Source organism: Pseudoalteromonas sp. Angola-30, from assembly GCF_028599215.1.
Lineage (GTDB): Bacteria > Pseudomonadota > Gammaproteobacteria > Enterobacterales > Alteromonadaceae > Pseudoalteromonas > Pseudoalteromonas atlantica.
Genome location: NZ_JAQREI010000005.1, coordinates 34,606 through 47,301, shown reverse-complemented (window position 1 = coordinate 47,301; position 12,696 = coordinate 34,606). Strand labels below are relative to the sequence as shown.

13 protein-coding genes are annotated in these 12,696 nt (G+C 41.9%); 7 read left to right on the top strand and 6 right to left on the bottom strand.

Annotation, left to right across the window (positions count from 1 at the left end):
- Window positions 1-9: 9 nt before the first annotated feature.
- Genes PSH54_RS08780 through PSH54_RS08770 form a run of 3 tightly spaced genes read left to right on the top strand, consistent with a single transcriptional unit; the run spans window position 10 to window position 2,550 of the window.
- Window positions 10-708 carry an ABC transporter ATP-binding protein gene (locus PSH54_RS08780; RefSeq protein WP_248463285.1) on the top strand — a complete coding sequence of 233 codons (699 nt, stop codon included), beginning with the start codon at window positions 10-12 and terminating at the stop codon, window positions 706-708.
- Complete coding sequence (locus tag PSH54_RS08775; RefSeq protein WP_273605968.1) at window positions 705-2,036, top strand: ABC transporter permease; 1,332 nt, start codon at window positions 705-707, stop codon at window positions 2,034-2,036. The genes PSH54_RS08780 and PSH54_RS08775 overlap by 4 nt, the downstream gene beginning before the upstream one ends.
- Before the next feature lie 13 nt (window positions 2,037-2,049).
- The gene (locus tag PSH54_RS08770) at window positions 2,050-2,550 is read left to right on the top strand and encodes a DUF3299 domain-containing protein (RefSeq protein ID WP_004589066.1); all 501 of its coding nucleotides are present in this window, start codon (window positions 2,050-2,052) and stop codon (window positions 2,548-2,550) included.
- A 5-nt stretch (window positions 2,551-2,555) separates the two neighbouring features.
- On the opposite strand, the gene mutM is transcribed toward PSH54_RS08770, so the two are convergent.
- On the bottom strand, window positions 2,556-3,365 hold the full coding sequence (gene mutM / locus PSH54_RS08765; RefSeq protein ID WP_273605967.1) for a bifunctional DNA-formamidopyrimidine glycosylase/DNA-(apurinic or apyrimidinic site) lyase: 810 nt from the start codon (window positions 3,363-3,365) through the stop codon (window positions 2,556-2,558).
- Window positions 3,365-3,880 (bottom strand): hypothetical protein, encoded by a 516-nt coding sequence (locus PSH54_RS08760; protein ID WP_004589064.1) that lies wholly within the window; start codon window positions 3,878-3,880, stop codon window positions 3,365-3,367. The genes mutM and PSH54_RS08760 overlap by 1 nt, the downstream gene beginning before the upstream one ends.
- A gap of 118 nt (window positions 3,881-3,998) precedes the next feature.
- Between PSH54_RS08760 and PSH54_RS08755 the strand changes: the two genes are divergently transcribed.
- A complete protein-coding gene (locus PSH54_RS08755) occupies window positions 3,999-4,925 on the top strand; it encodes a manganese-dependent inorganic pyrophosphatase (RefSeq protein ID WP_004589063.1) in 927 nt (308 codons plus the stop codon).
- A 208-nt stretch (window positions 4,926-5,133) separates the two neighbouring features.
- Here the strand turns inward: PSH54_RS08755 and rpmG are convergent, their stop codons facing one another.
- The 3 genes from rpmG to radC all read right to left on the bottom strand — a co-directional run bounded on the left by rpmG (window position 5,134) and on the right by radC (window position 6,482).
- On the bottom strand, window positions 5,134-5,289 hold the full coding sequence (rpmG, locus tag PSH54_RS08750) for a 50S ribosomal protein L33 (RefSeq protein ID WP_004587947.1): 156 nt from the start codon (window positions 5,287-5,289) through the stop codon (window positions 5,134-5,136).
- 11 nt (window positions 5,290-5,300) lie between these two features.
- Window positions 5,301-5,537: a 50S ribosomal protein L28 gene (gene rpmB, locus PSH54_RS08745; RefSeq protein WP_004587946.1), complete on the bottom strand. Its 237-nt coding sequence runs from the start codon at window positions 5,535-5,537 to the stop codon at window positions 5,301-5,303.
- Between the two features lie 270 nt (window positions 5,538-5,807).
- On the bottom strand, window positions 5,808-6,482 hold the full coding sequence (gene radC / locus PSH54_RS08740; protein WP_054982295.1) for a RadC family protein: 675 nt from the start codon (window positions 6,480-6,482) through the stop codon (window positions 5,808-5,810).
- 144 nt (window positions 6,483-6,626) lie between these two features.
- On the opposite strand from radC, the gene coaBC reads away from it, so the two are divergent.
- From coaBC to PSH54_RS08725, 3 genes are all read left to right on the top strand, one after another.
- Window positions 6,627-7,820 carry a bifunctional phosphopantothenoylcysteine decarboxylase/phosphopantothenate--cysteine ligase CoaBC gene (gene coaBC, locus PSH54_RS08735; RefSeq protein ID WP_273605966.1) on the top strand — a complete coding sequence of 398 codons (1,194 nt, stop codon included), beginning with the start codon at window positions 6,627-6,629 and terminating at the stop codon, window positions 7,818-7,820.
- A gap of 97 nt (window positions 7,821-7,917) precedes the next feature.
- On the top strand, window positions 7,918-8,505 hold the full coding sequence (gene slmA, locus PSH54_RS08730) for a nucleoid occlusion factor SlmA (RefSeq protein WP_004587943.1): 588 nt from the start codon (window positions 7,918-7,920) through the stop codon (window positions 8,503-8,505).
- Window positions 8,506-8,663: 158 nt separating this feature from the next.
- Window positions 8,664-11,423: a S9 family peptidase gene (locus PSH54_RS08725; protein ID WP_273605965.1), complete on the top strand. Its 2,760-nt coding sequence runs from the start codon at window positions 8,664-8,666 to the stop codon at window positions 11,421-11,423.
- 106 nt (window positions 11,424-11,529) lie between these two features.
- Here the strand turns inward: PSH54_RS08725 and PSH54_RS08720 are convergent, their stop codons facing one another.
- On the bottom strand, window positions 11,530-12,687 hold the full coding sequence (locus PSH54_RS08720) for an ROK family transcriptional regulator (protein ID WP_024031368.1): 1,158 nt from the start codon (window positions 12,685-12,687) through the stop codon (window positions 11,530-11,532).
- Window positions 12,688-12,696 lie beyond the last annotated feature (9 nt).

The window sequence follows — 12,696 nt, the reverse complement described above, 5'->3', positions numbered from 1 at the left end:
CCACACTGTATGATTGAGCTTGATAATGTAACCTTTAAATGGCATAAAAATGATGCCAAGCCTACGCTAAATATCCCAACCCTTAGGATTGATAAAGGCGAGCATATTTTTTTACATGGTCCCAGCGGCGTCGGTAAATCAACCCTGCTTGCGCTATTGGCAGGTATAAACACACCAAGTAGTGGCAACATACGTATTTTAAATCGCGATTTAAATACACTTAGCAATACGCAAAGAGACGTATTTAGAGCGGAGAATATTGGCTATATTTTTCAAAACTTTAATTTATTACCGTATTTAACACCCATTGAGAATGTCACGCTTGGCTGTGAATTTTCAAAAAGCAGAAAACAAAAAGCCTTACAGCAAACAACAGAGCCCAAGCCAAGCTTACAAAAAGAAGCGATACGCTTATTAACAGCATTAGGCTTAAGTGAGTCTTATCATAGTAAAGATGTTGCCTCGCTCAGCATTGGTCAGCAACAGCGGGTTGCCGCCGCTCGCGCATTTATTGGCAGCCCAGAGCTTATAATTGCTGATGAGCCTACCTCGGCACTCGATACCGCAAATAGAGAAAGCTTTATAAAGCTGTTATTCGAACAGGCTAAGCGCGCCAACAGTACGTTAGTTTTTGTAAGCCATGACGAAACATTAAAACCGCTATTTAATCGTGCAATTAGCCTAGTTAGCTTACAGGAGCCGTTATGATCCTGACTAAGTTAGCTTATAAAAGTTTGCTAAATCGCCGAGCAAGTGTACTGCTCACATTGTTTACCATTGCCATTAGCGTAATGCTTTTACTAAGTATTGAGCGAATTCGCGTGGATGCAAAAACCAGTTTTAGTAATACCATCTCTGGGACAGATCTAATTGTAGGCGCCCGCACTGGCGATATTCAATTACTGCTTTCCTCTGTATTTAGAATAGGTTATGCAAATAATGGGGTGAGCTGGCAAAGTTATCAGTACATCGCAGCTCAACGTGGTGTTAAATGGAGTATTCCTATTAGTTTAGGCGACAGCCACAAAGGCCAAGCTGTACTAGGTACAAGCCGTGATTACTTTACCCACTATCGCTTTGGTAAAAAGCAAACGTTAAGTTTTCAACAAGGCCACGCGTTTGAGCATTTAAACCAGGTGGTACTTGGCAGCGATGTAGCGAGCCGTTTAGGGTATAAACTAGGTGATAACATAGTGATCTCACACGGCATGGGTAATACGAGCTTTCATCATCATAAAGACAACCCATTCATTATCGTCGGTATTTTAAACGCCACTGGCACGCCAGTAGATAAAACCTTACACATACCTCTAGCAGCTATTGATTTAATACATGGTGGTTCACACTCTGCGAATGATGAGCACGATGAGCACGATGAGCACGATGAGCACGATGAGCACGATGAGCACGATGAGCACGATGAGCACGATGAGCACGATGAGCACGATGAGCACGATGAGCATAACAACCTAATCGGTGAGCCAAGTCAAATTACTGCGTTTTTAATGGGATTCGACTCGCCTTTATACACATTGCAAATTAGGCGTAATATCAACCAATACAAAAAAGAGCCACTTCTGGCCATTATGCCCACAGTTACTCTAAAAGAGCTGTGGCAAATGCTCGCCATTGTCGAAAAAGTACTCTTACTGTTTTCAGGCGTTGTTATATTAGTCAGTTTATTGGGCATGTTGACCACACTACTGGCCAATTTAAATCAACGCCGAAGAGAACTTGCTATATTGCGCTCAGTCGGCGCGCGGCCATGGCAGCTATTTACACTAATAAGCATGGAGTCGTTATTTACAACGTTATTAGGTTGCCTAGTTGGCTGTGGTTTGTATTATGGCGTTATGCTTATCAGTAGCAGCTATTTGCAAAGCCATGCAGGCATAAGCGTTAATATTGCCATGCTCTCTTACTATGAACTCACTTTAATAGGCGTTATTATGGCCGCTGGGTTTATAATTGGCTTAATACCAGCTACCCGCGCTTACTTTTATTCGCTTAGCGATGGTATGAGTATAAAAACTTAACTTTAGGAATTTCATGATACTTTTTAAATCCGCGCTTTATTACTGCACGCTAGTAAGCTGCCTACTTATTAGCTTTGTCAGTAGTGCAAACCCGCCGAAAGAAATTTTTTGGGAAGATTTAATCCCACAAGGGCATGTACAAATAGATACCCAAGCACAGGCTAACCACGAAGGCAGTGAACAAAACTGGGTGCAACCAGAGCTAGATGCTCCTGTGGTTGAAGCATTAAATGGCCAATCAGTGAGCTTACCGGGGTTTGTTGTCCCACTTGAGGGCGACAGTGAAGTCATTACTGAGTTTTTGCTTGTGCCATACTTTGGCGCGTGTATTCACGTACCGCCCCCGCCGCCAAATCAAATCGTTCATGTAACAGTAAAAGGCGGCGTACCCATAGAGAGCCTGTATGATGCGATTGTTGTTACCGGCGTTATCAGTACCGAAACCTGGTCTGGTGAAATAGCCCAAGTGGGCTATAAAATGAAAGCCGTCGGTGTGGCACCGTTTGAGCTATAACACGGCTATTTTTGGCAGTGCTTACAAAACACCGTACTGCGCTGCCCTAGCCTAATTTCTTCAAGTGGCGTTTTACACGTTACGCACGGCTCTCCTTTTCGCCCGTACACTAACAACTGCTGTGCAAAATAACCTGGTTTGCCATCACTTTGGGCAAAGTCTTTAAGGGTTGTACCGCCTTGTGTTATTGCCGCTGCTAGAGTGTCTTTAATAATAGGGATCAGGGTTTGATATCGCTTTAACGATACTTTGCCTGCTTCGCGTTTTGGGTGTATCCCCGCCTTAAATAACGACTCATTGGCATAAATATTACCTACGCCCACCACCACCGCGTTATCCATAATAAATTGCTTCACGGGGACTTTTTTATTTCGCGATTGCTCGTATACACGCTTTGCAAAAAAATCATCCGTAAGCGGCTCAGGGCCAAGTTTTGAGAGTAACTTATGAACATCCCCCGGTGCTTGCCATAAACAGCAACCAAACCGGCGTGGGTCGTTTAATCGCAATGCCTTGTCATTACTAAGAACAAACTCAACATGATCATGCTTTTTAAGCGGCTCGCGTTTATCCACAACGCGCAAATTACCCGACATTCCCAAATGTAAAATAGCACTCCCTAAGTCACAGTGCAGCAATAAATACTTTGCACGGCGCTCAATTCGCTCTACCTTCAACCCTTCTAACTGATAAACATCATCGGGCACAGGCCATCGCATGCTGGCATTATAAATATTTACCTTCGTCACCACCTGGTTTTCTACATGCGGGGTGATCCCCAGTCTACTTACTTCTACCTCTGGTAATTCAGGCATTAATGCAACTCACTTTTTGAAAAATCAACACTTGGAAATAACTGCTTTGCAGTCGCTAAATCAAGCCCCATCACGCGCTGGCTATTTTTTTCCAACAAATAATACTTACCGTTACCTTTGTACAGTAAATAAACCCAAGGTAAGCGCTCGCCAGCCAACTCAAAGGTGGCCACGTACAATGGTGAGTTTGGATTAAATACAACAGACTCATTTACCTGCATCAACGCAGCCGTTTGCCAATGGTTAATTAGCTCAGCTAATTGCTGCTGTGATGCATCCCACCTCACGGGCGTATTTTCTTTTAATGCGGTTGTACGCCAACTTGTACCAATACGTTCAATTTTCTGATCAACAAAGCTCAGTGTTAACACAAAACTTTGTAATGGCAGTACCGGTTGTAATGTAGGCTCGTCTTCGCCCCCTAAAAACTGCTTATGCCAGCCATTTAAAAAGAAGATCATAATCAACATCGAAAAAATAATAACGTTGTTCCAACCTTTGCGGCCCAGTCGCATATTTATACACCCAGTAAATTCAAGATTTTAAAGTGTAACTAAAACTTAATTGCACTGTCTATATGTTAAAGGCCACAGACTTTGGTAGAATATCGGCAAATTTAAAGGAGTTCCGTCAATGTCTATGTATGTAGTGGGCCATAAAATCCCAGATTCAGATTCAATTTGTGGTGCAATTGCACTTGCTTATTTAAAAAACCAAATCGATGAGCCAGCAATTCCAACACGCCTTGGTGAAGTGTCACCAGAAACTCAATTTATCCTAGATAAATTTGGCTTCGAAGCACCTGAGCTTAAATTAAGCTACGCTGGCGAAGATGTATATATTGTTGACCACACAGAAAAAACACAAGCACCAGATGATATCGACCAAGCACGTGTTGTTGGCGTAGTCGATCACCATAAACTAGGCGATTTAACGTCATCTACACCGCTTGAGTGTTGGATCCGTCCGGTAGGCTGTTCAAACACCATTATTAAAATGATGTATGACTTCTACAACGTAGAAATCCCTAAAGATATTGCTGGCATCATGCTATGTGCAATTTTAAGCGATACCGTTATTTTTAAATCGCCAACCTGTACAACGGCTGATATTAAATGTGTAGAAGCACTAGCAGAAATTGCCGGCATTGAAGACTTTAAAGAACTAGGCATGGACATGTTCCGTGTTAAGTCAGCTGTTGAAGACACCCCTGTGCGTGACTTAGTAATGCGTGACTTTAAAGACTTCAACATGAACGGTCACCTAGTGGGCATTGGCCAGCTAGAGGTTATTGACCTTGCAGTGTTTGACGAAATTAAAGCAGACTTAGAGGCCGATATTGCTAAGCTAAAAATTGAAGGCAACCGCCACTCAGTATTTTTACTGCTTACCGACATCATGAAAGAAGGCTCACAAATGCTGATCGCTTCAGATGATGCAAACCTTGTAGAGCAAGCTTACGGTGAAAAGCCGAGCGAAGATAAAGTATGGCTAGACGGTGTATTAAGCCGTAAAAAGCAAGTAGTGCCACCACTACAAGACGTGTTTGCCAAGCTGTAAGCTGTAAGCTGTAAGCTGTAAGCTGTAAGCTGTAAGCTGTAAGCTGTAAAAATAATGACCTTGTGGGTTTTACCTGCAAGGTTTTTTTATGCCTAAATTATATCTGTTGATTTAATAAAATATTTTAGGGGCTGTTTAATATTGATAAGTGCTAAAAACAAAAAACCCAGCATAAGCTGGGTTTTTACAATTCTGAAAGAAAACTAAATTACTTGATTTTAGCTTCTTTGAAAATCACATGTTTACGAGCCTTAGGATCGAACTTTTTGATTTCCATCTTTTCAGGCATATTACGCTTGTTTTTGTCGGTAGTGTAGAAAAAACCAGTACCAGCAGTTGAAACTAAACGGATTTTATCGCGCATGATTCAGTTCCTTAAACTTTTTCGCCGCGAGCACGGATATCTGTAAGTACCGCGTCGATGCCTTTTTTATCGATAATACGCATACCTTTAGTAGTAGTGCGTAGTGTTACAAAACGTTTTTCACTTTCAACCCAAAAACGGTGTGTTTGTAGGTTAGGTAGGAAACGACGTCTAGTCGCGTTTCTCGCGTGTGAACGGTGATTACCAACCGTTGGACGCTTACCTGTAACTTGACATACTTTAGACATGTCTATATATCTCCAATAACTTCGCTCGAGCTTAATTTAACCTAAGGCCATGTATTTGTGCCCTAGATAAATCGAAGGGCGCTCTTTATACAGCTTTTACAGGCAAAGATCAAATACTGATCTATCCAACCAGCTCATATGTAAATTTGATAGCGGCTAATTATAAAGATCGAATGCCCTTAGGGAAAGTAAAAACTGCATTTAAATTAAACTAATTTGCTAAAACCGTCCAAACCGCTCATTTTTAACACACTTATTCATCAAGCAACCTTAAATCAAGCCTCGCTGTGCAAAAGAAACACACGTTTCTCCTCCCACAATGATGTGATCAAGCACATTTATGTCTACTAATTGCAGTGCTTGTTGTAATTTATTAGTGATAAGTTTATCTGCTTGGCTTGGTTCGGCAATCCCGCTTGGGTGATTGTGTGCCAAAATAATGGCCGCAGCATTATTTTTTAAGGCCGCTTTTAGAACTTCTCTGGGGTAAACGCTGGCTGAGTTTATCGTGCCATAAAACAAAATTTCGTCTTTTACTAAACGGTTTTGGCTATCGAGATAAAGCACCATAAACACTTCTTGCTGTAGCCCGCGCATTTGCAGCGTTAAATATTCATACACCGCATTTGGCGAATTAAACACCGCATCGCGCTGGCAACGCTCCTGCATGTAACGCTGACTCAGCTCGAGCACCGCTTGCAATTGCACATATTTTGCCATCCCTAACCCTTTTTGTGCGCAAAACTCATCTTGGCTGGCGTTAAATAAATTATGCAATGTTTTGTTTTCGTTAAGCAGGTGCTGTGCAAGCTCAATCACATTCATACCGGGTAAGCCCGTACGCAAAAATATCGCTAATAACTCAGCATCGGTCAATGCTTTAGGGCCTTTTTCAATGAGTTTTTCGCGTGGGCGAAGTGAGTTAGGTAACGATGTTAATTGCATTATTCATCCTTGATGATTAAAAAACAGTCTTATAACTGTAATGCAATTTTTAAAATTAGCCTGATTATTTAATCCTAAAAACTTAGCTCAAAGCACAAAGATTTGTTATTTTAGCCTGCATATACACTCAAGCAAAAAACACTCATGACTAACTTAACAAACAAAAAAATCGTACTTGGTATCACCGGCGGCATCGCAGCCTATAAATGTGCCGAGCTCGTTAGGCGCTTAAAAGAGGCTGGTTGCGAAGTAAAAGTAGTTATGAGCGAGTCAGCTAAGCATTTTATAACCCCATTAACTATGCAAGCGGTGAGTGGTGAAATGGTGTCTGATTCATTACTTGACCCCTCAGCAGAGGCCGCTATGGGCCACATAGAATTTGCCAAATGGGCTGATTTAATTTTAGTCGCGCCTGCAACGAGTAATACCATTGCCAAAATGGCCGCAGGCATAGCCGATGATTTACTTACCACACTATTACTGGCTACCCCTGCTAAAGTGGCAATAGCCCCAGCAATGAACCAGCAAATGTATGCACACCCTGCAACACAAGCAAATTTAGCCACTTTAAAAGCACGTGACGTACTTATTTGGGGCCCAGGCAAAGGTGAGCAAGCCTGTGGCGATGTAGGTGCTGGGCGCATGCTAGAGCCGCATGAGCTTGTGGCTTTGTGCACTGCTTCAGAGCAGCCGCAATTATTAGCAGGTAAAACCATTACAATTACGGCAGGGCCAACCCGCGAGCCGCTTGACCCTGTGCGTTTTATCTCTAATCACAGCTCAGGAAAAATGGGCTTTGCCCTGGCCGAGGCCGCTTTAAAGCTTGGTGCTCATGTCAATTTAATTTCAGGGCCTGTCACTATCAAAGCCCCTGTTGGCGTTAATTTAATAAACATTGAAAGCGCTGAGCAGCTATTAAATGAGTCATTAACCTATGCCCCACTCTCTGATGCTTTTATTGGCTGTGCAGCCGTAGCCGATTATAGAGCGGCTAATGTAGCAACTCAAAAAATGAAAAAACAAGGCGATGAGCTTACCCTCACCCTTGTTAAAAACCCCGATGTAATAGCCGCCGTGGCAAACTTAGCGCAAAACCGCCCTTACACTGTGGGTTTTGCTGCTGAAACGCAAAATGTGGAGAGCTATGCAAAGGGTAAACTTAAAAATAAAAATCTCGATATGATCTGCGCTAACGATGTATCGCAAAGTGGTTTAGGGTTTAATTCCGATCACAATGCTTTAACACTTTACTGGCAAAATGAGCAGTTAGCACTTGCGGTAAATAGTAAAACACGCATTGCTCTTGAGGTAATTAAACAACTTGCCAAGCAACTATAAAGTGCTGGAAACAAACTGAATAAAACATTAACATAAGCCACTCATTTGAACAAAAAATGATTAGCAGCTAAAAATAACAAATAAAAAAGGAAGGTTCATGCCTGCGACAAAAAGAAGTAATCGCAAAGAGCAAATACTACAAGCCCTCGCGCAAATGTTAGAAACCAGCCCAGGACAACGGATTACAACTGCAAAGCTTGCTGCTGAAGTGGGCGTGTCTGAAGCTGCGCTTTACCGTCACTTTCCAAGTAAAGCACGCATGTTTGAAGGCCTAATAGAGTTTATCGAAGACACGCTTTTATCGCGCATTAACCTTATTTTAGAAAACGAAAAAGAAAGCCAAACACGCGTTTATAATATTTTGTTGTTGCTACTAACGTTTGCAGAAAAAAACCCAGGTATTACACGCATACTTACCGGCGACGCCCTGCAAGGCGAGCAAGAGCGTTTAAGAGAACGTGTACAAGGGCTATTCGAAAAGCTAGAAACGCAATTTAAACAAGTACTGCGCGAGCGCAAACTTCGTGAAGGTAAAACCTTTCAAAGTGACGAACTAACCCTTGCTAACTTTTTACTTGCCTATGTTGAAGGTAAAATGAACCAGTTTGTGCGCAGCGACTTTAAAGTAAAGCCAAGTTCGCAATTTGAAAAACAATGGCCTGAACTACAAAAAATTTGGTTATAACCTTACTTTATTATTTTACCGTTAGCGCTAGTTAATCGCGCTAACGTTTACCCTTTCGTCCCTTTTCTTATACCGCTTATCTGATCCGCTCGAAATATAAACCAAACTCGCTACAATACTTATTACATTAAAAGTACTGTGAAAAACGAGAATCAATAATGAAAACAACGCTCACCTTTTTAAGCTCTGCACTGCTTGCAAGCTTAGCGAGCCCGGCTGCTTGGGCTCAAAAGCCGTTAGAATTTAAAGACGTATTCGATTTTAAGTACGCAAAAAACACCCAACTTTCAGATGATGGTAAAATCCTCAGCTTTAGCGCTAAACCCTACCGTGGCAATGCAAATGGGCAGGTTTATGACTTAACAACAAATACCCTTATTAGCACCGTGGAGCGCGGCACCAAGCCCGTTATTAACAAAGCGGCTAATTGGGTGGCATTTACACAAGTACCCACCCTGCTTGAGCAAGAGACCAGCGAGAAAAAGTCATCACTTAAAAATAACCTCATTTTAGTCAATACCCAAACCGGCGAGAAACAGCAATTTGCCGACGTAAAAGACTATGTTTTAGGTAACAATGGCCAGTGGCTTGCTTATCGAGTTGATAAAAAAGCAGAAAAAGACACACCTGCTGAAGATAACAGCGAAGAAAAAAGCGCTATCACACCAGATAAAAAAGATAAAAGCTTTGAGCTAGTAATAATAAACTTAAAAAACAGCACCACCCACAGCTTAAATAATGTATTTAGTTATGCGCTAAACCCAAGTGGCGCACAGCTACTTGCCAACCAAAGCTTTAGTGATGGCAACAACAATCAGCTTGTACTGCTTGAACTTAATAATAACTTTGCGCAAAGCGTATTAATTGATGAGCCAGGCGTGGTTGCACAATCAATTAGTTGGCACCCTGATAAAGAAATAGCCGCATTTAACCTCGGTAACTACGTAAACGATGATGAGCGTCGCAGACAATACTCTCTAAAGCTTTGGCAAAATAACACCCTTAGCACTATTGACTCCCCTAATAAAGAGTGGGTAATAGGTAAAACAGCATCGATTAGCTGGTCTGAAAATGGCGAGCGCTTATATTTTGAAAACCACCCAAAGCTGGCCGCTAAAATAAAAGCAAAAGAGTACACCGACGAAGCATCACTGTATGACTTTGACACGATTCGTGAACATAAAGCGCTAAACGTGTGGCACAACAACGATGCCCAAATAAAACCACGAGAAGAACAACAGTGGAACAAGGTTAATAAAAACCGCCATTACAGCGCTGTTTTTCATTTAAAAAGCCAAAAAGCAGTACAACTAAGCAATGAAAAAGTCAGAGATTTAGCGCTTAACACTAATCGTAGCCAAAGTGTATTAGGCTATTCTAACCAAGCCCACCTAGAAAAAATTATGTACGGTGGCTTTTTTGCCGACTACTACAGCATAAACATTATTACCGGTGAGCAAACTCCCATTATTAAAAATTCACCGTTTACACCAAGCCTTGCACCTAATGGGCGCTACGCAGCCTACTTTGCACAAAGCCAAGTACAACTTAAAGATTTAAAAACCAACAAAGTTACCGCCCTTAGCAAAGCTATTAATGCCACGTTTGCCGATGACAAACACGACTATCCATCACCGCAACCTGGCTATGGATTTGCAGGTTGGTTAAATAACAGCAGCCAAGTATTGGTTTATAGCAAATACGATATTTGGGCGTTTGATGTCAACACTCAACGCGCTGAGCGTTTAACTAATGGTAAACCAAGCAATACGCAATATCGCGTTATTAAGCTTGATAAAAACCAAGTAGGCTTTGCCCAAAACGATACATTACTTGTATCAGCCGTTAACTTACAATCAAAGCAACGTGAAGTAGTCAAGCTTGATTTAGCCTCACAGACGGTTACTAACGTATTGAGTGGCAAAAAACGTATTGATGTAGTTAAAAAAGCAAAACATGCCGATAAATACCTATTTACCGAGCAAACCTATCATCAGTTTCCTGATTACTACCAAAGCGACTTTAACTTTACAGCACCTAAAAAAGTTACCAACTTAAACCCACAAATGGCAGATTTTGCCTGGGGCGAAAAGCCAGAGCTAATTAGCTACAAGGGCTTTGATGGCGAAGACCTACAAGGGGTATTAATTAAACCTGCAGGTTACAAAAAAGGCGATAAAGTACCCGTTGTTGTGTATTTTTACCGCTATATGAGCCAGCGCATGTATGATTTTCCTAAAATGGAGCTAAATCATCGTCCTAACTTCCCTATGTTTACCTCAAATGGCTACGCCATCTTTTTACCTGATATTCGCTTTGAAATAGGCCACCCAGGTAAATCGTCAACGCAAACCATGATCAACGCCACGCAAAAGCTTATAGACCTAGGCATAGCCGACCCAGATAAAATAGGCCTACAAGGGCATTCATGGGCAGGTTATCAAAGTGCGTTTATGATCACTCAAACAGATATGTTTAAAGCGGTTGTATCGGGCGCGCCGGTATCAAACATGACCAGCGCATACAGCGGCATACGTTTAAAGTCGGGCCTTGCGCGTCAATTTCAGTACGAAACAGGGCAAAGCCGCATAGGTAAAAATTTATTTGAAGCACCCGAGCTATACATCGAAAACTCACCAGTGTTTTTTGCCGATAAAGTAAATACCCCTATTTTAATTATGTTTGGAGACAAAGACGACGCAGTACCTTGGCACGAAGGCGTGCAATATTACTTAGCCCTGCGCCGTGCGGGTAAAGACGCCACCTTTTTACAATACGAAGGTGAACCACATCATTTGAAAAAGTTTCCTAATCAGGTCGATTTTTCAGTGCGTATGATGCAGTACTTTGACCATTACTTAAAAGGCAAGCCAGCCGCTAAGTGGATGACAGAAGGTGAACCGTTCGTTGAAGAGTAAAACCCATTCGTAATAACACTTAGTTAAGAATTTGGTTTAAATACTAAAAAAGCCGATATTGTATAAATCAATATCGGCTTTTTGTTTTAACGTTTCTATTATTAAGCTACAAACACAGCTCTCTAAATGGCAAAGTGGCTGCACCAATCGAGACCGGAAAGTTATTAATGTTTGAGACCACCAGCTTAGGCATTGGGCGTTTAGCACCGCGTCTAAATTGTGCGTAAACCTCAGTACGCGCTATTACTTTTTCGGCCAGCTCTTTAGGTATATGGCCGCCAATAATAATGGCTTCTGCATCTAATAGCGCCGAGCAACAAGTTGCTACTAAATCAAACGAGTCTTGAACTTTAAATAGCCACTCTTCAACGCCTGGCCATTCTGGGTCAAAGTTATCGTGCAAGTCGTAAATTGAATCAACCGCTACACCATTTTTTTTCAAAATGCGCTTTAGTAACTCTAAATTGGGATGAGCGTATAACTTTGGCGGTAACATATCGCCAAGCTCGCCAGCATTACCGTAAGTACCACGCAATACATCGCCGTTATTTACGATTCCGCCTCCAAATGCCGCCGAGACAAACATATACACAAAGTTTTTATACTCGCGGCCTATACCTGCAACCCCTTCGCCAGCGGCGGCGCCTGTAGCGTCATTCACCACCCACGTAGGGAGTTGAAAATGCTTAGAGACAATATCGATAATATCAACCTGCGACCACTCCTCTAGCATATGGTGGGTATTCATTTTCCCGTCCATAGAACTAAAAAAGCCCGATATACCCACGCCCATACCCAGCACTTTTTCGCTTGCAATGTTATGCTCTGCGCTTATATCGTCCACCAGCTTTTGCGCACTTTTAAGTACGTTATTAATACTCATGTCTGACATAAGCTGCATATGGGTGTAAATAACTTTGCCGGTAAAATCCATGACCGCTACAGAAATAGCATCAAGCAAAATAGCTAAGCCAAAGGTAAAGCCGTATTCGGGGTTAAGCGCAATACCAAACCCAGGCTTACCCTTTTTATTAGGGATAAGCGTATCGGTTTGCATTATTACGCCATGCTGAGTTAACGATTTAAGTAAACGCGAGACAGTTTGCTGCGGAATTCGGGTGGCGCTCACAATATGGCTTTGTGTTACGCATTGCTCCCAAAACACCACCTTAATAATATCACGTTCAATGTCTTGAAAAAGTTTGTCGCCTTTTCCAAGCTCAAATCCTGAGCGTAATAAGTTACTGTTATTTAGCGAAAACATAGCTATTAA

Bases quoted from the DNA above. Each gene is read 5' to 3' on its own strand.
- radC (WP_054982295.1), bottom strand. From the start codon at position 6,482: ATGCAATTAACATCGTTACCTAACTCACTTCGCCCACGCGAAAAACTC.
- slmA (WP_004587943.1), top strand. From the start codon at position 7,918: ATGCCTGCGACAAAAAGAAGTAATCGCAAAGAGCAAATACTACAAGCC.
- PSH54_RS08770 (WP_004589066.1), top strand. From the start codon at position 2,050: ATGATACTTTTTAAATCCGCGCTTTATTACTGCACGCTAGTAAGCTGC.
- PSH54_RS08720 (WP_024031368.1), bottom strand. From the start codon at position 12,687: ATGTTTTCGCTAAATAACAGTAACTTATTACGCTCAGGATTTGAGCTT.
- PSH54_RS08780 (WP_248463285.1), top strand. From the start codon at position 10: ATGATTGAGCTTGATAATGTAACCTTTAAATGGCATAAAAATGATGCC.
- PSH54_RS08760 (WP_004589064.1), bottom strand. From the start codon at position 3,880: ATGCGACTGGGCCGCAAAGGTTGGAACAACGTTATTATTTTTTCGATG.
- rpmB (WP_004587946.1), bottom strand. From the start codon at position 5,537: ATGTCTAAAGTATGTCAAGTTACAGGTAAGCGTCCAACGGTTGGTAAT.
- coaBC (WP_273605966.1), top strand. From the start codon at position 6,627: ATGACTAACTTAACAAACAAAAAAATCGTACTTGGTATCACCGGCGGC.
- mutM (WP_273605967.1), bottom strand. From the start codon at position 3,365: ATGCCTGAATTACCAGAGGTAGAAGTAAGTAGACTGGGGATCACCCCG.
- PSH54_RS08755 (WP_004589063.1), top strand. From the start codon at position 3,999: ATGTCTATGTATGTAGTGGGCCATAAAATCCCAGATTCAGATTCAATT.
- rpmG (WP_004587947.1), bottom strand. From the start codon at position 5,289: ATGCGCGATAAAATCCGTTTAGTTTCAACTGCTGGTACTGGTTTTTTC.
- PSH54_RS08725 (WP_273605965.1), top strand. From the start codon at position 8,664: ATGAAAACAACGCTCACCTTTTTAAGCTCTGCACTGCTTGCAAGCTTA.
- PSH54_RS08775 (WP_273605968.1), top strand. From the start codon at position 705: ATGATCCTGACTAAGTTAGCTTATAAAAGTTTGCTAAATCGCCGAGCA.